17 protein-coding genes are annotated in these 21,834 nt (G+C 62.3%); 12 read left to right on the top strand and 5 right to left on the bottom strand.

Features of this window, described 5'->3' with window-relative positions; all coding sequences use genetic code 11:
- Positions 1-88: 88 nt before the first annotated feature.
- The 4 genes from VGD45_RS32950 (at position 89) to VGD45_RS32935 (ending at position 2,382) form a co-directional block, all read left to right on the top strand.
- Positions 89-1,153 (top strand): isocitrate/isopropylmalate dehydrogenase family protein, encoded by a 1,065-nt coding sequence (locus VGD45_RS32950; RefSeq protein ID WP_331159667.1) that lies wholly within the window; start codon positions 89-91, stop codon positions 1,151-1,153.
- Positions 1,154-1,163: 10 nt separating this feature from the next.
- Positions 1,164-1,610, top strand: coding sequence for a cupin domain-containing protein (locus VGD45_RS32945; RefSeq protein ID WP_331159666.1), 447 nt, complete (start codon positions 1,164-1,166; stop codon positions 1,608-1,610).
- Positions 1,611-1,817: 207 nt separating this feature from the next.
- The gene (locus VGD45_RS32940; protein ID WP_331159665.1) at positions 1,818-2,084 is read left to right on the top strand and encodes a type II toxin-antitoxin system ParD family antitoxin; all 267 of its coding nucleotides are present in this window, start codon (positions 1,818-1,820) and stop codon (positions 2,082-2,084) included.
- Entirely contained in the window at positions 2,059-2,382 is a 324-nt protein-coding gene (locus tag VGD45_RS32935) for a type II toxin-antitoxin system RelE/ParE family toxin (protein ID WP_331159664.1), read from the top strand. Before VGD45_RS32940 ends, VGD45_RS32935 begins: the two co-directional genes overlap by 26 nt.
- A gap of 28 nt (positions 2,383-2,410) precedes the next feature.
- On the opposite strand, the gene acnA is transcribed toward VGD45_RS32935, so the two are convergent.
- The 5 genes from acnA to VGD45_RS32910 are packed head-to-tail and all read right to left on the bottom strand — an operon-like array spanning position 2,411 to position 8,463.
- Entirely contained in the window at positions 2,411-5,017 is a 2,607-nt protein-coding gene (gene acnA, locus VGD45_RS32930) for an aconitate hydratase AcnA (RefSeq protein ID WP_331159663.1), read from the bottom strand.
- 9 nt (positions 5,018-5,026) lie between these two features.
- Positions 5,027-5,818, bottom strand: coding sequence for a hypothetical protein (locus VGD45_RS32925; RefSeq protein WP_331159662.1), 792 nt, complete (start codon positions 5,816-5,818; stop codon positions 5,027-5,029).
- A gap of 14 nt (positions 5,819-5,832) precedes the next feature.
- Positions 5,833-6,312, bottom strand: coding sequence for a ribonuclease E activity regulator RraA (gene rraA / locus VGD45_RS32920; protein ID WP_331159661.1), 480 nt, complete (start codon positions 6,310-6,312; stop codon positions 5,833-5,835).
- 60 nt (positions 6,313-6,372) lie between these two features.
- On the bottom strand, positions 6,373-7,785 hold the full coding sequence (locus tag VGD45_RS32915; protein ID WP_331159660.1) for a sensor histidine kinase: 1,413 nt from the start codon (positions 7,783-7,785) through the stop codon (positions 6,373-6,375).
- A gap of 9 nt (positions 7,786-7,794) precedes the next feature.
- Complete coding sequence (locus tag VGD45_RS32910) at positions 7,795-8,463, bottom strand: response regulator transcription factor (RefSeq protein ID WP_331159659.1); 669 nt, start codon at positions 8,461-8,463, stop codon at positions 7,795-7,797.
- A 125-nt stretch (positions 8,464-8,588) separates the two neighbouring features.
- Here VGD45_RS32910 and VGD45_RS32905 point away from each other — a divergent pair, with 125 nt between their 5' ends.
- From VGD45_RS32905 to VGD45_RS32875, 8 genes are all read left to right on the top strand, one after another.
- Entirely contained in the window at positions 8,589-9,671 is a 1,083-nt protein-coding gene (locus tag VGD45_RS32905; RefSeq protein ID WP_331159658.1) for an ABC transporter substrate-binding protein, read from the top strand.
- A 161-nt stretch (positions 9,672-9,832) separates the two neighbouring features.
- Positions 9,833-10,294, top strand: a complete 462-nt coding sequence (locus VGD45_RS34475) for a TonB-dependent receptor plug domain-containing protein (RefSeq protein ID WP_414717619.1) — start codon at positions 9,833-9,835, stop codon at positions 10,292-10,294.
- A gap of 2 nt (positions 10,295-10,296) precedes the next feature.
- Positions 10,297-11,544 (top strand): alpha/beta fold hydrolase, encoded by a 1,248-nt coding sequence (locus tag VGD45_RS32900; protein ID WP_331159657.1) that lies wholly within the window; start codon positions 10,297-10,299, stop codon positions 11,542-11,544.
- Positions 11,545-11,629: 85 nt separating this feature from the next.
- Entirely contained in the window at positions 11,630-14,968 is a 3,339-nt protein-coding gene (locus VGD45_RS32895; protein WP_331159656.1) for a TonB-dependent receptor, read from the top strand.
- Positions 14,969-14,980: 12 nt separating this feature from the next.
- Positions 14,981-15,472 (top strand): RNA polymerase sigma factor, encoded by a 492-nt coding sequence (locus VGD45_RS32890; RefSeq protein WP_331159655.1) that lies wholly within the window; start codon positions 14,981-14,983, stop codon positions 15,470-15,472.
- Entirely contained in the window at positions 15,469-16,455 is a 987-nt protein-coding gene (locus VGD45_RS32885) for a FecR family protein (RefSeq protein WP_331159654.1), read from the top strand. The genes VGD45_RS32890 and VGD45_RS32885 overlap by 4 nt, the downstream gene beginning before the upstream one ends.
- A gap of 70 nt (positions 16,456-16,525) precedes the next feature.
- A complete protein-coding gene (locus VGD45_RS32880) occupies positions 16,526-19,741 on the top strand; it encodes a TonB-dependent receptor (protein WP_331159653.1) in 3,216 nt (1,071 codons plus the stop codon).
- Positions 19,742-19,754: 13 nt separating this feature from the next.
- The gene (locus tag VGD45_RS32875) at positions 19,755-21,788 is read left to right on the top strand and encodes a glycoside hydrolase family 97 protein (protein ID WP_331159652.1); all 2,034 of its coding nucleotides are present in this window, start codon (positions 19,755-19,757) and stop codon (positions 21,786-21,788) included.
- Positions 21,789-21,834 lie beyond the last annotated feature (46 nt).

Below are 21,834 nucleotides of genomic sequence, written 5' to 3'. Positions count from 1 at the left end.
GCCTAGCCTTTCGGTGGCGCCTCTGACGACAGGTCCATGACAGCTTGACCGCTCATAGTGAACAACGGCGCAACCCTTTTCTGAGCACATGAAGATCCTCATCCTTCCTGGCGATGGCATCGGCCCCGAGATCACTCACGCAACGCTCGACGTGCTCGCGGTACTGGACAAGAAGCTTTCGCTGCGCCTCGATATCGACGTGCGGGACATCGGCCTCGCGACGCTCAAGTCGGAAGGAACCACGCTGCCGCCGGCGGTGATGAAGCGTATCCCCGAAGTGGACGGCGTCATCCTCGGGCCGGTGTCGCATTACGAATATCCGAGCCGGCAGCAGGGCGGCATCAATCAGTCGGCCGAGCTGCGCGTGGTGTTCGATCTGTACGCCAACATTCGCCCGAGCCGTTCGCGTCCGGGCGTGAGCGTGCTGCCCAAGCCGATGGATGTGATCATCGTGCGCGAGAACACGGAAGGATTTTATTCCGATCGCAACATGCACGCGGGCAGCGGTGAGTTCATGCCCGATGAAAACATGGCGCTGTCCGTTCGCAAGATCACGGCGCGCGCTTCGTCGCGAGTGGCGCGAGCTGCGTTCGAGATTGCGCGTGGCCGCCGGAAGAAAGTGACTGCGGTCCACAAGGCGAACGTGTTGAAGCTTTCGGACGGCTTGTTCCTGCGCGAAGTGCGCAAGGTGGCGCAGGAGTATCCGGATGTGGAGTTGGAAGAGCTGATCGTCGACGCCACGGCCGCGCTGCTGATTCGCTCGCCCGAGCGGTTCGATGTGATCGTCACCACCAACATGTTCGGTGACATCTTGTCGGATGAGGCGGCGGAGCTGTCTGGCAGCCTGGGGTTGGCTGGCTCCATCAATGCGGGCGATGAGATCTGCGTCGCTCAAGCGCAGCACGGTTCGGCGCCGGATATTGCGGGGCGAAACATCGCGAATCCGACGTCGTTGATCCTGTCCGCTGGCATGCTGCTCGACTGGCGCGGCCGCCGCGATGGGCATCAATCTTTGATCGCCGCTGGCGAGCAGATCGCCGCTGCGATCGACCGGGTTCTGGAGAGTCCACGCACTCGCACGCGAGACATCGGCGGCACGCTGAGCACGACTGAATACACCGCGGCCGTCTGCGCTGCCATTAGCGAACTGTGAGGAACCACCGATGAGCCAGGGGAGTACCGGCCGCGAACGCGCTGCCAAGCCCGCCGTGTTACGACCCGCGGAGATTGCGCCAAGGTCGCGCGGCGGCGGCGTCCAAACGATTCCGCTCGTGACCCGCAAGGTTGGCTCCACCAGCATCATCAACGGCATCACCATTTTCGAGCCCGGCGCCGCTGTGCCCATGCACAGTCACAATGTCGAGGAAAGTGTCGTGGTGCTGTCGGGCCGCGCCATCGTCGTCATCGACGGCGTCGAACAACAGCTCGGCCCTGACGACACGACGTTTCTGCCGGCGAACATTCCTCATTACTTCAGGAACGCTTCGCAAACAGAGGGCATGCGGATACTGTGGATCTACGCGTCTATCGACGCTACTCGCACGATTATTGAGACGGGTCAGACGCGTACCATTGACGACGAGCACGTGTCGCCGGCCTCTCAGCAATAAATCCAAATCCAAGAAGGCGTTGGTGGCTGGGCAGCGCAGGGTCAGGTATGTCCTCCCGACACCGCTGCACCCGCCGGAGAAAATTGGCGTTACTTGCGGGGTCAGAGTTTACTGACTGCGTCCTGCCAGGCTGCCGGCCATTGTCCATCATTGACAATAATGGACAGTAGCCATATAGAGGGGAGCATTCCCAGGAGGGCTGCCCACATGACCTTGAACGTCAATCTCACGCCTGAGCTCGAAGCCATGGTCCGCGACAAGGTGGCGACCGGTCTATATTCCTCGGCAAGCGAAGTTGTGCGAGAGGCATTGCGCCTGATGGAAGAAAAAGACCGCTTCAACAAGATGAAGCTCGACCAGTTGCGAGCAGATATTCAGGCCGGTATCGCGAGCGGCGACGCCGGCACACTCGATGCCGAGGAGATCAAGCGGCGCGGCCGCGCGCGTCTTGGAAAACCACCTCGACCACGGTGAGAAGAATTTGCCCCGCGTCCGAAAAACCGCCCTCGCCGAGGAGGACTTAGAGGAAATCTGGCTCTACATCGCGGCTGACAATATTCTGGCCGCCGATGCGCTTCTCGACAAACTCGTGGCAAAAAGCGCTTTGCTTGCTTCTAATCCCGAACTCGGCCGCGCTCGCCCCGAAATCCACGAGGGTCTGCGCAGCGTCCCAGTGGGTAGCTACATCTTGTTCTATCGGCCAGAGCTCGGTGGCATCGAGCTCACACGCGTGCTGCACGGCGCCCGTGACATCGACGCCTCACTGTTCTAGGCAGGACGCCGCGCATCAAAAGGCACCCTCAACAACGCAAGCGCGTGCGCAAGGTTCGTTCGAGGATGTAGGGCAGGATGCCGCCTGAGCGGAGCAGTTCGATTTCGAGGGCGGTTTCGACCGCTGCGCGGGTGATGAAGGTTGTTTGAGTGCCGTCGCCGCGACGAATAGATACGGACACCCCGCCGCCGGGGACGAGTTGCGCCGGTGGGGCTTTGATTTCGAGTGCGTCTTCGATGGACAGTGAGAGCTCGGCGGGTGAATGTTGAGGCGGGAGGAGTAGCGGCAGTATTCCCATGCCGATGAGATTGGAGCGGTGGATGCGCTCGAAGCTCAGAGCGAGCACGGCGCGCACGCCCAACAACCAAAGTCCTTTCGCCGCCCAATCGCGTGACGAGCCGGTGCCGTAGCGTTCGCCGGCCACCACGACCACAGGAACGTTCTCTGCTTGATAGCGAGCGGCTGCTTGCCACAGTGAGAGCACTTCATTGCTACCGGCGTGGCGAGTCGTGCCAGGTGGTAGAGAAGGATCGAGCAAATTGCGGACCGTGCGATTCGTGTACAGGCCGCGGAGCATGGCTTCCCAGTTGCCGCGTCTCGAGGCGAAGACGTTCAAGTCCTTCGGGTTCTCGCCACGGGCGATGAGGTATGCAGCAGCATCGCTCTTCGCAGGAACTTGTCCCGCGGGGGAGATGTGGTCCGTCGTGATGTCGTCGCCGAGCACGAGCAGCGGGCGAGCGCGGTATTGGCCGAGCGCGGAGGACTTTGCTTGGGCGGCGAACGGGGGGCGCCTGATGTAGGTGGACTTTTCGTCCCAGGGAAACAGCGGCGTCGCAGGCGCGTCGAGGGCGCGCCAGATTTCGTTCTGTTCGGCACGCTCATAAGACTTGCTCACATCGGCCGGATCAAGCGCGGCTGCGTAGGCTGCGTCGATCTCCGCGCCAGTCGGCCACAGGTCGCGCAGGTATACGGGCCGGCCGTTGGATGCGTTTCCAATCGAATCTTCGAGGATGTCGCGATTGATATCGCCCGCGAGCGCGTAAGCGATGACCAGCGGCGGAGAGGCGAGGAAGTTCGCGTCGATCTGTGGATGAACGCGGCCGGGGAAGTTTCGATTGCCGGAGAGCACGGCGACGGGTAGCACGCCGCGGGTCACGGCTTCCTGCATGGGTTCGCTGAGCGGGCCGGAGTTGCCGATGCACGTCGTGCAGCCGAAGCCCACGATGCCGAAGCCGAGCGCTTCCATGTCTTCCAGCAATCCGGCCCGGCGCAAGTAACGTTCAGCGGTGGGCGAGCCCGGAGCAAACGATGTCTTGACCCACGCCGCCGGCTTCAAGCCAAGCGCGCGCGCCTTCTTGGCAAGTAGCCCCGCCGCGATGGTGAGCCGCGCGTCGGAAGTATTGGTGCAGCTCGTGATCGCCGCGATGGCGACCGCTCCATCTGCAGGCGACTGTGCCGAAGCAGGGGAGTGTTCGCGGTCGCGAAGCAATTGAGCGAGCGTGGCGGGCGCGTCGTGGGGCGATAGCCGGTCTTGTGGCCGACGAGGGCCGGCGAGGGAGACTTGAACGGTGCTGAGATCGATCTCCAACGTTTCCGTGTACCGAGGCGCAGACTCAGGGTCGAACCACAACGCTTGCTGCCGCGCATAACTCTCGACGAACTGCGTGTGCTCACGCGAGCGACCGGTCGCGAGCAAATAATCGATCGTTCGCTGATCGATAGGAAAGAACCCCGTGGACGCTCCATACTCCGGCGCCATATTCGCAATCACGGCGCGTTCGCCGCCAGACAACGTCGACACACCAGGCCCATGGAACTCGACGAACTTCCCAGCCAGCCGCAGACGACGCAATCGCTCGGTCACGAGCAAAGCGAGATCAGTCGCGAGCGTGCCCTCAGGCAGCGCGCCGGTGAGGCGCACGCCGACGACCTCGGGAATGCGAAGCATCACCGGCATTCCAAACATCACGCTTTCGGCTTCAAGGCCGCCGACGCCCCACGCGAGCACGCCGATGCCATTGATCATGGGCGTGTGACTGTCCGTGCCGATCAACGTATCCGGCACAGCCCACTCAGCGCCATCACGCACTTCACTGGTGACAACCGTCGCGAGACGCTCCAGGTTCACCGTATGCATGATGCCCGTGCCCGGCGGATGAACCTTCACGCCTCGCAGCGCGCGAGTCGCCCACTTCATCAGGCGATAGCGCTCGGCATTGCGTTCGATCTCCCGCTGCATGTTGCGTTGGAGCGCATCGGGCGTTGCGTAGTAATCGACCGCAATCGAATGATCGACCGACACATCGACCGGCAACACCGGATTCAACTGCGCAGGATCGTGTCCGGCTTCGGCCAAGGTGGAGCGGAGGGCGGCGATGTCGACGAGCGCGGGTACGCACGTCGTGTCGTGCATCAGCAGCCGACCGGGATGAAACGCGATCTCAGCGTTGCTCGTGCCCTGCGCGAGCCAGCCCAAAATGGCCCTCGCCGACTGAGTGGAGCCTCGGCGCAGCACGTTCTCCAGCAATACACGCAACACCCACGGCAGCCTGTCTAGCTCGGCGCCTGCAAACCCGCGCAGGTCGGCAATTCGATAGGACTCGCTGCCCAGCGAAACAGGAACCGCGTCGGACATAGCGTGAGCTCAGTGCTGTCCCAACGAGACCGCAATGGTGTTCTCGGTCTCCGAGCGCAAGGTCTGCTTGATGGCGTGGTACTGCTTCCACACCGGATCGTTCTCCAGCGTCTTGCGAACCTTTTCGACGGTGTCGGCACGCTGGCCGAAGTTCTCGAGATCGCGGTACTGGTAGATGAACAGCGCATCCCAGGGACGGCCGACCGGATAGCGGTTCATGAAGATGCGATAGCCGCTGAGCACGCCTTCGCGCATCCAGCCTTTGACCTGCGGCAGCACGTAGCCTTCGACGTACTTCGCATACTCGCCGGCCGAGCCGAACTCGTAGGGAATGACGTAGTAGATGCTGTCCGTTTCCTTGCCTGCATTCTCGGCGACAGCAGTCCAGCTCAGATCGGCGGAATACGTATCGATGCTCTGAACGAGTTTCAGACCGGCGGCGGTGAGCCCACCCGGGGTCGTCTGTTCCAGCGTCATCCAGCGCTGTGTATCGCCGTACTTCGCGAAGTTGACGACCGTCATGGCGTCCCAGGTGCCGCTGTTCGCAAACGGATTGAACAGGATCTGGTAGTCCTTGATCACGCCGTCGCGTTGTAACTTCGCCAACTGCGCGCGGCCTTCAGCCAGCAAATAGGCGCGAAAGGCCGGACGGTCGGCGGGAGTGTTGCGATAGGAAATCAGCAGGCTCAACGGGCCGCCACTGGCGCTGTCCGCGCTAGCGCGGGAAGTCACGCTCAGCGCGACGAGCGAGAGCAGGGCAATGAGCAGAGCGCGCGGGATCGCGATCGAAACGGCATGCATCGTTATGAGACCTCTTACGACAGACTGCGATCGGCGAGGACGATGCCGTCTTCATCTGCGTACACCCAGTCGCCAGGACGGAACGTCGCGTCCCCGAATTCCACGGGTGCATCGACCACGCCCGCGCCGGTCTTGCGGGGGCGAAACGGGCTGGTTCCGAGCGCCTTGAGGCCGAAGTCGAGATTGCCGAGCGCGACGGTGTCGCGCACCGCGCCCCAGACGATCATGCCGACCCAACCGTTCTTTCTGCCGAGCTCCGCGAGATAGTCACCGAGCAGACAACAGCGCAGCGACGCGCCCCCATCGACGACGAGCACCGCGCCGTTGCCCGGCGTGGAAAGTGTTTGCTTGACGAGGACGTTGTCCTCGAAGCAGCGGATCGTCCGTACCGGACCATGGAAGCGGGCGCGCCCGCCGTAGGAATGAAACTGCGCATGACAGCCGCGAAGGATTTCGGCGTGCGCGTCGACCAGGTCTGCAGTCAGGGGGCTCATTCAACACCTCTTGCTATGCGCAAAGTAGGTGCGGAATGCTGTCAACAAGCTGTCGTCAGATCAGGCCGCGGCGGCGTCCGGGCGCTGGAAAATGACTCGCACACGCAGGCCCTGATTGTTCTGGCCGCTGAGCAGTTCGATGCGCGTGTCGAGAATCTGAGTCAACACTTGCACGATGGACAAGCCGAGCCCGCTGCCGGGGCGGCTCTGATCGCGGTTCAAGCGGTAGAAGCGGGTGAATACCTTGTCGCGCTCGTCCTCCGGAATGCCGGGCCCATCGTCTTCCACCTCGACGACGACGCGATTCTCCTCGCCGACCACGCGAACGATCACATTGCCGTTGTGCCCGTTGTAACGCACGGCGTTGTCCACGAGATTCGAGAGCAGTTCGGTGAGCAACACCTTGTCGCCCTTGGCCACGAACGGCTCACGTCCTTCGACGGCCAGGTGCAGCTCCACACCGGCACGCAAGGCCTGTGGCGCATATTCCTCGGCCACGCTGCGTGCGGTTGCTTCGACATCGATGTCAGTCAACGTGAGACCCGAAGGCTCCGCGCCCTCGGCTCGAGCGAGCGTGAGCAGCTGTATCAGCAAGCGTTGCAGCCGATCGGTGGCCGCTTCGATGTCGGCGATCGATTCGGATCGCGCACGCTCTTGCATCTGCGTCTTCAGCACGCCGATGTGAGTGCGCAGGATAGAAAGCGGCGTGCGCATCTGGTGCGAGGCATCCGCCGTGAAACGGCGCATGCCTTCGACCGCGCTGTCGAGTCGTGCGAGCAGGTCGTTGAACGCGTTCACGAGATCGCGCAGTTCGCGCGGCACATCTTCCAGCGGCAGCGGTGTGAAGTCCGAGGCGCTCCGCGCATCCATGCCGCGCCGAAGATGAGTCAACGGCGCCATGCCCCAGCGCACGCCGATGGGAATCAGAAACGACGCCAGCGCGATCAGCGCGACTTCGAGAATGACCAGCTGAAGGAGCATTCGCGTCGACAGGGCCCAGCGCGCTTCCAATGTTTCGGCGACCTGGACGACGACGAGATGCTCCGTGCGTGGCAACCGACGAGCTTCGGCGGCGATGCGCACGCGCTGCCCGCGATATTCGCCGTAGCGGAAATGAGTCTCGCGCGTGTTGAACTCTTTGGGATCGGGCGGCGGCAGATGCGGGTAGCCGGTAATGAGCCGATTGCCTTCGTAAACGTTGTAGTAAATGTTGTCGCGCGAAGTGTTCTCGAGCATGCCGAGCGCCCAGGGCGGCAGGTCCAGCGTGATCGCGCCATCCTGAACTTCGAGGGTTTCGGCGACGGCGCGCGCGGAGGCGCCGAGCAGGCGATCGTTGACCGCTTCAACGATGCTGTGAATGGCCCAGGCGCCGCCGGCGCCCAGCACCAGGGCGAGTCCAATCATCGGCCCGACCAGGCCGCGAAACAGCCGGCCGGTGAGCGACAACGGCGCGGTGATGCCGACGACTGCCATGATCGCGACTCAGGAAGGATCGAGCATGTAGCCGAGACCGCGCAGGGTGCGGATGTGAGGTCCGTCAGGCTCGAGCTTTTTACGCAGCCGGGCCACATAGACTTCGATGGCGTTGGGGGCGACCGGATCGTCGAAGCCGAACACCTCGCTGGTCAACCGTTCCTTCGACACGAGCTTGCCGGGACGCGCTACCAGTCGCTCCAACACCGCCCATTCGCGCCGGCGCAAGTCGAGCGAGCGGCCGTTCACCGTGGCGGTGCCGAGCGAGTAATCGATGACCAGGTTGCCGATGGTCACCACCGGCGACGGATCCCCTTGCGAACGCCTGAGCAGGGCGCGAATGCGCGCTTCCAGCTCGCTGGGCTCGAACGGTTTGAGCAGATAATCGTCCGCGCCGAGATCCAGGCCGGTGACCCGATCCTGCACGGTGTCGCGGGCGGTCAGGATCAGAATGGGCGTCTTGACGCCGCGCTGGCGCAGCCGCTTGAGCACTTCGAACCCCGAGATGTCGGGCAGCCCGACATCCAGGATGATCAGCGCATACGGTTCCTTGCGCGCGATCTCGACGCCGGACGTGCCGTCGCTGGCTTCGTCCACGGCATAGCCGGCCGCGCGCAGCGTTGCCAGCAGGCCGCGTCGCAGCGCAGGATCGTCCTCGACCAGAAGGATGCGAGCCAAGCGATTGCCCCCAGAATGTCGATCGGGTTTCGTGAAAGGTTAGCGACAGTATCAATGCCTAACGTGTACAGCCAAGGGGGAGGAGCTGCGTGGTAAGGACCTCAGCGGATCCATTCAGAGAATTCATGACACGGCTGGCGCGCCTGCTGGCTGTGGCGTTGCTATTGTTCGCGCCAGCGCTGTCGACGACATCGGCCGCCGTGCCGTCCAGTTATCCGCGCTCTTATGCGAACCGAGTGGAGGAGGCCAACAAGGAAGGGCGGCTCAGCATCTATTCGACCACCGACGCGCGTGAAGTGGCTCAGCTGCTGCAGGATTTCCGCTCGTTGTATCCCCAGATCCGCGTCGAATACTTGGACATCAATTCCACCGAGCTCTACAGCCGCTTCATCGCCGAAGTGGCGGCGAAGGAGGGCACCGCGGATCTGCTGTGGAGCTCGGCGATGGACTTGCAGATCAAGCTGGTCAACGACGGTTATGCGCAAGCCTACGCATCGCCCGAGAAGCCCAACCTGCCGTCGTGGGCCATCTGGAAGAACGAAGCTTATGGCATCACCGCCGAGCCGGTGGTGATGGTTTATAACAAACGGTTGATGCCCGCCGAAGACGTGCCGCGCACTCGCGCCGATCTCGAACGCTTGCTCGCCAACAATCCCGCGTACGTCGGCAAGATCGCCATGATGAATCCCGAGCGCTCGGGCGCCGGCTTTCTATACATCACGCAAGATCTTCAGGTGACACGTGATACCTGGCGTCTGGTGCGCGCGATGGGGCGTGCTCGCGTGCAGCTGTATTCGTCGTCGGGTGCGATGCTCGAACGTGTGTCCTCCGGAGAACATCTACTCGCTTACAACATGATCGGTCCGTACGCGCTGGAGCGGGAAGCGCGCGATCCGTCGATCGGCGTGATATTGCCTAGCGACTACACGCTGGTGGCCTCGCGCATCGCCTTGATTCCCGCCGATGCGCGCCATCCCGCTTCCGCCAAATTGTTCCTGGACTACTTGCTGTCCAAACGCGGCCAGACGCTGCTGTCCAGAAAACACATGACGCCAGTTCGCAGCGATGTCGAAGCGCCGGAAGGCACTCATATCGATAGCCCGAGCATGCGGGCCATCCGGGTGGGACCGGAACTGCTGGCCAATCTCGATCAGATCAAACGGCTGCGGTTTCTGAAAGACTGGCGCGCCGCTTTGAAACAGAACTGAGCGGCCGGCGCCGCCAACCCCTCTGCGGAAACTGCATGTGACAGGTCGGTGACAGATTGACTCTGCACTGTATTTCACAGCGGATGATCAGTGGGGAGACTCGACATGCTGATCGTGAACAGACCTCTTGCGAAAGCTCGACGTGCCGCTGACTATCAACGGTGACCTCGCAGCTGCTGAAGTCGCAGCAGGCCGTGGACATGATCGACGCCTTGCGTAACACGGCCGGCGTGTCCAGCAATTCCAACGGCCCGGTCGTCTATAACAATCTCACCATCCGCGGCATCCCGGTGGATACGCGCAGCAACTTCAAATTGAACGGCAGGGCTCCGTTCCGATCGGGACGGAGCCCTCGTTTTGAGTTCTTGGTGGACCTTCCAAGGCGTGTGGCGCTAGAGTCAGCCGCTTCGTCGTCAAGGGAATGGGCTCCGCCATGGTTGAACGACGCCGCTGGGTTCGAGTTGCCTCGTTGCTCGCTTTGCTGGGAGCGTGTGGTGGATCTCTGGCGCAGGCCGAGGTGCTTTCGCCTTGTCGGTTGCCCGACGTTGCAGGGCCCGCGAAATGCGGCGTTATCGAGGTGCCTGAAAATTGGGAACTGCCCGGCGGACGGCGGCTCGGAATAGCGGTGGCGGTTCTTCCCGCCACGGAAGGGCGGGCGCTACCTGATCCCATTGTCATATTGATGGGTGGGCCGGCGGAGGACGCCATCAGCGCGGCGACTGTGTTCGCGGAATGGTATGCAGCGGCGCGGCGCGATCGCGATCTGGTGTTTATAGATCAGCGTGGCACTGGCAAGTCGCATCGATTGACGTGCGATATCTATGCGGGCGTGGATATGAACGTCCTGTTTCGCGACGTCTTTCCCTTGGCTCCCATCGAACGCTGCGCTCACGAGTTGAGCAAGATCGCCGATCTCACGCAGTACAGCTACACGCACTTTGTGCGCGACCTCGAGCACATTCGTAAGCAACTCGGCTACGGCCCGATGAATCTGTCAGCGGGCTCGTACGGCACGCGTCCCGCGCAGTTGATGATCAGAACGTATCCGGACAGCGTGCGAACGGTCTTTTTCCACAGCATGGTTCCCATCGATGTAGCCATCCCGCTCCCGATGAGCAAGGCGGCCCAGACCGCCATGGATCGCGTGCTCAAAGACTGCGAAGCGCAACCCGAATGTCGCGCGGCGTTCCCGGACGTGCGCAACGAACTCACGGAAGTTTTGCGACGGCTCGAAACTCAAGACGTGAAAGTCACGGTTCCGGGGCAGGCAGAGCAGGTGCGGCTCCATCGCGGCCGCGTCGCCGAGCGGCTGCGTTCGATGATGTACCGGGAGGAGGGTGCGGACAGCGTTCCCCTCGTCATCCATCAAATGTTCGAAGGCGACTATCGCCCCATGGTCGAAAATATTCTGGAGAATGCGAGAGGCGCTTCGACTGCAATCAGCTTCGGACTGTTCTTCTCGATTGGCTGCAATGAGGACGTGCCGTTCATTCGCGAAGACGACATAGCTCCGGCCACGCAAGGAACGTATCTGGGCGAGTACCGCATCCGCCAGCAACAGGCCGCTTGCTCGAAATGGCCGAAAGGTTCGTTGCCGGCGGGTTATCGCAACCCGGTTCGATCGACGGTGCCTGCATTGTTCGTATCGGGCGACACCGATCCCGCCAGCCCGCTATGGTTCACGGAGCATGCCGCCAAGGGATTTGCGAACCGTGCGGAAGTCGTGCTCACGAATCGTGGCCACACCGAGTGGCGTCCGTGCATCGGCGACATTTACCAAAAGTTTGTGAGCGCGGGCTCGGCGGCGAAGCTGGACACTTCGGTCTGCAAGCCGGAACCCCGTCGTCCATTCAAGACTCGAGGAGGGAGCTGAGGAAAACCCTGGGTGAGTTCGTCATGACTAGGAACGCTGGGCCCGGCGTCCAAAACTGAAGTCATGCTCACACAGGGGGAAGCACATGGAGCACGTCAGTGCGGCTGCGCGCCGCAGCCTGATTTTGCGCAGGGCCATCGTTCGCAGTGGCATGGGTCTCGCCGCGGCCGGCATGATCGGTCCGGCGTGGGTGAATGTCGCCAGCGCTCAGAATGTCGAGGAAGTGGTAGTGGTTGGCGTACGCCAATCTCTGGAGACCTCGCAGCAGATCAAGCGCGACGCGGACACATTCGTCGATTCGATCACCGCCACCGATATCGGCGCGTTTCCCGATAAATCCGTCGCCGAGGCGTTGCAACGAGTGCCCGGCATCACCGTGTCGCGCTTACAGTCCAGCGACGACAGCACGCACTTTTCAGCGGAGCCCGCGGCTGCGTTGATCCGCGGCTTGACGTTCGTGCGCACCGAGTTCAACGGTCGCGACAGTTTCTCGGCCGACGGCTATCGCGGTCTGAACTTCAACGACATCTCGCCGGAGCTGATGGCCGGTGTCGATGCCTACAAGAATCAGACGGCCGAAATGATCGAAGGCGGCATCGCCGGCACTGTCAATCTGCGCACGCGCCTGCCGTTCGACTCCGAAGGACAGGTGATGTCACTCACGGGCCGCGCCAACTACGGTGACCGTGTCGAGGACACCACGTATGAAGGGTCTGGCATCTACAGCAACGTATGGCAGACCGACGTGGGCCGCTTCGGCGCGATGATCAACGCGGCTTACTCCCACGTGAAGACCCAGACCGAAGGCGTCATCATGCAGCGGATCGGCGCCTTCTGTAATGGCGGCAACACGGATGCCAGCGGCAACATCATCATCGATGAGAATGGCCATATCCCGTGTACATCAACGCCGTATGGCGGCACGGGCTGGCAGTACATTCCCAATCAGGTGAACTTCTCGCAGGTCGAGTACGACCGAGAGCGCAACGGCGCGTCAGCGGCGCTGCAGTTCGAAAGCAACGACCAGGACGTGCTGGTCACGCTGCAGTTCATGGACTCGCAGTACGACAATGCGTGGCTCGAGCGCAGCTCGAACGTTTCTTTCTTCGGTATGTGGGCAGCGCCTGCTTACTCGCCCCAGACCTCGGCGTTTCTGGCCCCCGCGACCGGCACGCCGGCGTTCCGCTTCGGCGCGGACGGCATGCTGGAGTCGGGTGTGATAACGCATCCGGCGGGCACCGACTGGAGTGGGGCGACCGACGCCGCCAACATGCTCATCGGCTCGGCCGTGCCGGGTCGTCCGTTCGTCGAAGCCTGCGGCGACGGCGGCTGCACGTCGGATCGACAGGGCATCAACGTCGGTAACGAGGCGCGCAATTTCGATCACTCCGAAGGCACGCGCGATCTGTCTCTGAACCTGCAATGGCAGATCAGCGACAAGTGGCGCTCGAACTTCGATGCGCAGTATGTGAAGGCCAAGACCAACAACTACGACATCCTCGTGTCGAGCCGCACCATGGCCAACGCCGCGTACTCCGTGAACAGCGACGGCACGCCACGCATCGAGCTGCAGCCCGGTTCGAACATCAACTACGCCGACGGCTTCCTGGCCAACCCGCACAACTACTGGGTGCCTTTCATCCAGGACCATTACGAGGACAACGACGCGGAGGAGATGGCGTTTCGCGTGGACTTCGAATACGACATCGCCGACAGCGGCTGGCTCGATTCGTTGAAAGTCGGCGTGCGGCATGCCGATCGCGAGCAGGAGGTTCGATATTCGACGTACAACTGGTCGCCGGTGGTGCAGCCATGGAGCTGCAACGGGCCGGGCTTCAATGCCGATAACACCGGTTCGGCCGCGTATCCGGACGCGTGTGGTGGACGGGTATTCCAGGGATACGGTTCGGGTATCTGGGAATCGACCAGCCTGGGAGATTTCTACGACGGCAGTGTTTTTCCCAACGGTCCCATGGTTTATCTGAATCGAGCCACGCTGCGCGATCGCGATCGGCACATCGAGGCCTTGAGCGGCGGGACCACCAATTCGCCCCTCGCCTGGACGCCGCTGTGTCAGCGGGCGACCAACGTCGACGGATGTTTCATTTCGCCAGAGATGCTGGATGTGAACGAGGTGAGCGAGGCCGCGTATTTCATGTTGCGGTTCGGTGGCTCGGACACGAGCCTGTTCGGCATGAACGTTCGCGGCAATGTGGGCGTTCGCTATGTCACGACCGATGTGACGAGCAACGGCGGTGTGTCTTTCCCCGTGGCGACCTGGTATCAGGCCGCGTCAGCCGTGCCCTGCGGCGCGCCGCTCGGGCCGAATCAAGTCACGCGGGCTTCGTGCTGGCTGACGCCCGACCTGCTGGCCTTCAGCAACGGCGGCGGCGCGGATAACGATCTGGAAAAGACCTATGACAACTGGTTGCCGAGCTTCAACGTCCGCTTTGGCATAGGCGACCATCAGTTCGTGCGATTCGGCGCATCGCGAGCCATGTCGCGTCCGGACTTCGGCCTGCTGCGTAATTTCGTAGGCATCCAGGCGCCTGTGATCGACGAGTCGATCGACTCGCCTTACCTGATAAGGAACGCCGCGGGCGAGGTGACCGGGTACAACTTCGTGTTCAACGCCGATTCGGGCTTCGGCGCGCTCGAGCCCATCACTTCGGACAACTTCGATCTGTCCTATGAGAACTACTGGGGCAAGAGCAGCTCGTTCACGCTGGGTGTGTTCTACAAGAAGTTGAACGGCAGCATCGCGTATGGCGAGTTCGAACGTGAGTTCGAGAACAACGGCGCCGTACAGACGGTGACGGTGCGCGGTCCTCGCAATGGCAAGGGTGGCGGCACGTTGAAGGGCGTCGAAGTGGCGTTCCAGACGTTCTTCGACTTTTTGCCAGGGCCGTGGGCCGGTTTGGGCGCGCAGCTCAATTACACGCACGTGAAGCAATCTGGCATCAACAACTCCAACCTGGCCGTGCAACCCGGTTATGCCGCGGGCGGCACCATTGGGTTCGGCGGCGGTCTGCAGGTCAACGGCGCAGTCATCGATTCGCATCGCTTGGCGGGCATCTCGGATGACTCCTACAACGTCGTCGCGTTGTATGAGTATGGCCCGATCGGTGCGCGTCTCGCATATAGCTGGCGCTCGGAGTTCCTGACCAACAATCTCGACTGTTGCATCGGCCTGCCGATGTGGCAGAAGGCGAGCGGTTACCTCGACGGCTCGTTGCGATATCAGGTCGGCAACAACTTCGAGGTGTCGCTGGACGCATCCAATCTGCTCAATACCACCACGGTCAATCAGCAGCAGCTGTTCGGCGATTCGGCGCTGACGCCAGGCGCGGCGGCGGTGAAGCGTGACTCGGCGTGGATCAGGAGCGATCGACGGTATCAGCTGGGCTTTCGGTTCAAATATTGAGACGATTGGCGGATGGCAGAGCTGCCCAAGACCCGGGAAGGTTGGCAAGGAATACTGCGCGCCGTGAGGCGCGCGGTTCGAGGGAACGAGAGTGCCGAAGACTTGTTGCACTCGGCGTTCGTGCGCCTGGCCGAATACAGCGGTCGCGACGCCGTCGACAATCCGGCTGCCTTTCTGGTGCGGACGGCGGCCAACATTGCGGTGGACGAGCAGCGCCGCACGCGCGTGCGGCGCGAAACTGCGCTCGATGTGGACGGCTTTCTGCAAGTTTCCGACGGCCAGCCGCTGCATCCTGAGGTTTTGGCGGCACGAGAACGTCTTCAGAAGGTGCTGGCTGCGCTGGAGTCGCTGGGGCCCAGGACGCGGGAGATTTTTCTGTTACATCGGCTCGACGGCTTGAAGTATCGCGAGATCGCCTCGCAGCTCGGAATCACGGTCAGCGCGGTCGAGAAGCACATCGCCAAGGCGAGCCTGTTCCTGGTGAACTGGGTGGAAGGCGAATGACGCATCCGCCCGGCAAGCAGGAAGTGATGACGGCGCGCGCCGAGGCAGCTGCATGGCTGGCTCGCCTGCGCTCGGAGGAGCGGACCGCGGAGGACGAGCAAGGTTTTCGTGCCTGGTTGGCCGAGAGTCCGCTGCATCGTGAAGCGTTCGAGCTGACCAATTCCGTGTTCGATATGGCGGGCGCCGCCGATCGGAGCATGCTCGAAGCGCGGCCGGCCACCAACGTCAGTCGTCGACATTTCCTCCGAACCGGCGTCGGTCTCGCAGCGGCCTCGGTCGCAGGTCTCGTGGTGTATCTGCGCTCGGGTTCGACGTACGCGACGGACGTGGGCGAGCAACGCAAAGTCGTGCTGGAGGATGGCACGCGCGTGCAGCTCGATACCGATACAGAAATTCGCGTGTCGATGAACGAAGACCGTCGACGTGTACGGCTCAAGCGCGGGCGCGCTCACTTCGATGTGGCGCATGATCCATCGCGACCTTTCGAAGTGATAGCCGGGGCTCAGTCGCTGACGGCGGCGCGCTCGCACTTCGATGTGAGCCTGGATGGTGTCGTGGTCGCGGTATTGCTCGAGGATGGCCCCGTGTCGATTACTCCCGAAGACGAAGGTGGCAACGACACACAGCCACGCCTCCTGGCGCCGGGCCAGCGATTGGTATTCGCGGCGGACAAGATCGTACGGGAAGAACGGCCGGAGATTTCGCGCGCCATTGCCTGGCGCGATGGACGACTGGCCTTCTTCGAGGACTCGCTGGCCGAAGCCGTCGCGGAAATGAATCGTTACTCGCGGCGGCCCATCGTGATCCTCGATCCGCAGATCGGTCAGCTGCGCATCTCGGGAAATTACAGCGTCGGCGACCCGGAGGCGTTCGCGGTGTCGCTGTCGGTATTGCTACCGGTGACGGTGGATGTTGAGAAAGATCGCGTGACCTTGCGCGCCGCGCAGGCTGCCGGTTCAGCTTCTCCACCGGACATGGGCTGAGGAAAAGTTGCTGCGTGTTCGTCATTGAGCTGAGGTCGCATTCATAAGCGGCCCGTTCCGCAGGGGGAGCATGTCGAAAAGGGGTCGCGCCATTCGCGCCGGTCTGCCATGCACGGTCGCCGTGGCCGCGCTGGTCGCTGCGGATGGCTCGCTGGCGCAGGCAGTGATCGCCACCGTGCACATCGAGGCACAATCGGTGGACGCAGCGCTGCGCGAATTGTCCCGCCAGACCAATACCAACATTCTGTTTTCTCCCGACGCCGTTCAGGGACTGCAGGCGCCAGCGCTGAGCGCCAACATGACGGCCGAGGAAGCGGCGAACGCGCTGATCGCCGGCACGCAGCTCGAGGTCGTGAAAGATGCAACGGGTGCGCTGGTGGTGCGCCGGCGAGTGGCGCCGCCGACCAGCGCGGTCAACCCGCTCGAAGAGGTGATCGTCACCGGCATGCGGGTCAGCCTCGCAGTTGCCCAGCAAAGCAAACGCGGCTCCGACACGTTCGTCGACTCGGTGGCCGCGAGCGACATCAATGCGCTGCCGGACCGCAGTGTCACTGAGGCGTTGCAGCGGGTGCCGGGCGTGGCCATCGATCGCTTCACGGCGCGCACCGATCCCGATCATTTTTCCATCGAAGGCTCGGGGCTGTCGGTGCGTGGCCTCACACAGGTCCGGGGCGAGTTCAACGGTCGCGATGTATTCACTGCCAATAGCCACCGCGGGCTGAGCTTTCAGGATGTGTCGCCGGAGCTGCTGGCCGGCGTGGATGTCTATAAGAACCAGTCGGCGGATCAGATCGAAGGCGGCATCGGCGGTTTGGTGAACCTGCGCACGCGGCTGCCGTTCGACACCACGCAGCGAATCTTCTCGATCTCGGCTGACGGCAGCTACGGAGATATCGCGGAGCATTGGACGCCGAGCTACTCGGGGCTGTACAGCGATCGCTTCGACACGCAGTGGGGCGAGTTCGGGGTGCTGTTCAACTATGCGTACTCACTCCTGCGTGCCCGCACGGACGGCATGCAAGTCGAGCCGTTCTTCGCGCGTGACGATCTCGTTGCCGGTCGGACGGTTTTGGTGCCGCGAGGTGGGGCGATTCGTCGCAATGAGCACGAGCGTGAGCGCGAGGGCGTCACGCTGGCCGCGCAATGGGCGAACAGCGATCGCAAGATGATAGCGACCGCGCAGTACATACGATCGGAGGCGACGCAGATCTGGAACGAGCATGCCGTGGAATTCGACGCCGACCACCTGTCGACGTCGATCTTTCCAGTATCCGGCACGGAGTTCGAATACAACGACGCCGGCGTGTTTACCCGCGGCACGCTCACTGCGCACACGGACTGGCGGGGCGGCGATCCCAGAACCTTGGCCATGCCCTACGAGTATGGCGCGCAACATCACATCGACAATCGGGTCAACTGGCTCAATAACACCATCGACGATGTGACCTTCAGCTTTCGCTTCGCGCCGAGCGAGCGCTTTTCGCTCACCTTCGACGCGCAGTACGCGACGTCGAAGGTGCGGAATCTCGATTGGGGAGTGTTCGGGGCTGCCTGGGCCAACACCAAAATCGATCTGCGTGGGGACGCCGTGCGCGTCGTCATGTTGCCGCCCAGCCCCGATCTGCCTGCCTCGTTCACCAGCGATCCGGCGAGCACGTTCTGGCGCTCGGCGCAGGATCACGTCGAAGACAGCGATGGCGACGAGCTGGCGACGCGCCTCGACCTCGATCTGGATCTGGGCTCCCGATTTCTGGACTCGCTGCGCATCGGCGCTCGCTATGCGACGCGCGAACAGAACACGCGCTACGCGCAGTACAACTGGGGCGTGCTGAGCGAAGTTTGGGCTGAAGATCCGCCGCCGGCCGTGTGGTTCGATCAGGCCTTGCAGAACCACACTGAAGTGTATGCGTTCGATAATTTCTTTCGAGGCGCCGTGCCGGGACAGGGCGTGTTCATTTATCCGGGCGGCGGTCTGGTCGCCGATTATCAAGGCGCGAAAGCGCCGCTGCGCGAGATCGCCGAGAGCTGGCGGAGTAATGCCAGAGGGATGGACTGGCGGCCCGTCGATCAACGTGACGGAGCGATCGGAAATTTCCGTCCTGACGAGCTGCACACGACGGATGAGCAGACCACCGCGCTGTACGCCATGCTGAAGTTCGGCGGCGACCGGCCCGTGCTCGGCCGCATGAAAATGGGCGGTAACGTGGGCGTGCGTTGGGTTCGCACGCGAGACGAGGCGCAGGGTTTCGAGAGTTTTCCGGATCTGCGACGGCCTGCCGACTGCAGCGATGGAGCCACGGGGACCCCGTTGGATCCCCACTGTGTGCTGTCGGACGAGGATCTGGCTTTTGGTGACGGGACCGTGGTCGCGCGCAATGCGGTCAGCGACTACGACGATTTGCTGCCCAGCCTGAACCTCAAGGTCGATCTCACGCCATCGATGTTGTTGCGCTTCGGCGCTTCGCGAGCCATCAGCCGGCCCGAGCTTGGACTGCTACGAAACTATGTACGGATTGTCTTCGGTCAGCTGGACGGATCGGGCAGTGGATTTTCGGCGCGGGCCGGCAATCCGTTCCTGAAGCCGATGGAGTCGGATCAGTTCGACCTGTCGCTGGAGTGGTACTTCGCCCCGACGGGCGCCGTGACTGCGACGGCGTTTTACAAAGATCTGAAGAACTTCTTCATCAATGGCGTGGTCGAGCGCGATTTCACCAATGCGGGAGTGACGCGTACCGTCGATATTTCTACTGTGGTCAACGGCGACCACGGCCGGATCCAGGGTTACGAGCTGAGCTATCAGCAGTTCTATGATTTTCTGCCGGGCCTGTTCAGCGGCTTCGGCCTGCTCGCGAATTACACGCACATCACCCAAGAGGGCGCGGTCGCCAAGAACTACGACACCACGTTGCCGACGCCCGGCGGCGGGGCCATCGCCTTCGACAATGTGCCGCTGGAAGGCTTGTCCGAACACAATGCGAATGTAGTGGCCATGTACGAGCGCGGCCCGTTTTCCGTGCGGCTCGCGTACAACTGGCGATCTCAATATTTGCTCACGACGCGCGACGTGATCACGTTGCTGCCCATCTATCAGGACGACACCGGGCAGCTGGATGCGACGGCGTACTTTTCCATCACGCCCTCGGTCAAGCTCGGCATCGAAGGCGTGAATCTGGCCAACGAAGTAACGGTGCTCAAGCAGCAGTTCGACAACGAACGCACGCTGCTGCCGCGAGCCAATTTCATCAATGACCGGCGCTACGCGCTGATCTTTCGCGCCACGTTCTGAAGGATTTCGAACAATGCGGACCTGGCTTGTTGTGACGGCTTGTCTGGCGCTGGCGGCTTGCGCGCAATCGAACGAGGCGCCGCAGGAGTGCGTCGACTCACCCGAGGAAGTGCTGCGTGTGTGTACGTTCACCGAGAACGGCCGGGCGTTTTACGAGGTGTTCCGTCACGGCAAAGTTCTATTGCAAAGTGGGGCGCTGGGGCTGCGCTTCGAGGGCGAGAAGGCGGCGCAGGTCTCAATGTCAGATTCCGCAAGTCGGCGAGCGGCCGATTCGACGTGGGAGCAGCCTTGGGGCGAGCAGCGAATCATTCGAGACCGGCACAACGAGCTGCGGGTGTCGTTCGTTGGCGATACACCCGACTCCAAGGGATTCGACCTGGTCATTCGCGCGTTCGACGATGGATTCGGTTTTCGTTACGACTTTCATGATATTCCCGTCAACCAGGCGGTGAGTATCGTGGACGAGCTGACCGAGTTTCGGCCGGTGGGTGACTACGACGCCTGGTGGTTCGAGGCTTATCGGAAGGAGCGGGACGAGTATCTATACAAGCGTACCAAGCTCGATGCTGTCACCAAGGCCGAAACGCCGCTGACGCTCGAATCCGTCGGCGTGTATCTATCCATCCATGAGGCAGCTTTGGTCGATTACTCGAGCATGGTGATCGAGCGTACCGGCGACGGAACGCTCAAAGCCGATCTCATGCCGTGGTCCGATGGAGTGAAGGTGCGCCGTACGGGCCCATTTCAGACGCCGTGGCGTACGGTTCTCGTGGCTGACACACCGGCCGGGCTTGCCGATTCCAGGCTACTGCTGAATCTCAACGAACCGAACCGGCTGGGCGATGTTTCCTATGCGCGGCCGGGCAAGTACGTGGGTGTCTGGTGGGAGATGCATTTGAACCGCGCCACGTGGGCCAGCGGACCCCAGCATGGCGCGACCACCGCGAATGCCAGGCGCTACATCGACTTCGCCGCCCAGCACGGCTTCGATGGCGTGCTCGTGGAAGGATGGAACACTGGCTGGGATGGCGACTGGGTCGCCAACGGCAGCGGTTTCAGTTTCACTCAGCCATATCCGGATTTCGATCTCGCCGGAGTCGCGCAGTACTCCGCGAGCAAAGGCGTGAAGCTCATCGGACACAACGAAACGGCAGGGGCGGTCGCGAACTACGAGTCACAAATGGAGGCGGGCTTCGCGCAATACCAGAAGCTCGGTGTCAGCGCGGTGAAGACCGGCTATGTGAAGCCCAACGGCGCCATCGAGCGCACGACGCCTGACAGCAAGAAACACAACGAGTGGTTCGCAGGTCAGTACATGGTTCGCCATCATCAGCGCGTAGTCGAGGCCGCAGCCAGACATCGCATCGCCATCGACGTGCATGAACCGGTGAAGGACACCGGCCTGCGACGGACCTATCCGAACCTCATGACCCGCGAAGGCGCGCGCGGGCAGGAGTTCAATGCTTGGGGCGATCCCACGAATCCGCCGGAGCACGTGACGATTCTGCCGTTCACGCGTCTGCTCGCGGGACCCATGGACTTCACGCCCGGCATCTTCGATATCACCGAAGGCGGCAAGACGGAGGTCACGAAGCGTGTGCAGTCGACGCTGGCCAATCAGCTGGCGCTGTACGTCGTCATCTACAGTCCCCTGCACATGGCCGCCGACTTACCGGAGAACTACGCTCGCCATCTCGATGCGTTCCAGTTCATTCGCGACGTGCCGACGGATTGGGAGCAGTCGCGCACCCCGGGCTCTCGCATCGGTGATTATGTGGTGGTCGCCCGTCAGCAGCGGAATCATGCGGATTGGTATCTGGGTGCGGTGACGGATGAGGAAGCGCGATCGCTGCCGGTCGCACTGGACTTTCTCGCGCCGGGAACGCGCTACGAAGCGCAGATCTATCGTGACGCCAAGGATGCGGACTATCGCGTCCGCCCCGTGGCTTATGAAATCACCACGCAAGCAGTGACTGCCCAGGACCGTCTGACGCTCTGGCTCGCGCCGGGCGGCGGTACGGCGATTCGCTTCAAGGCGCTGGATTGACCCTCGTGGGATTGGATACGATGGGCCGCACCTTATTCCGGGAGTC

It is taken from the genome of Steroidobacter sp. (genome assembly GCF_036402275.1).
Taxonomy (GTDB): Bacteria; Pseudomonadota; Gammaproteobacteria; order Steroidobacterales; family Steroidobacteraceae; genus Steroidobacter.
Note: the sequence above shows the minus strand (reverse complement) of the source record. Positions and strands in the feature narration are given on the sequence as shown.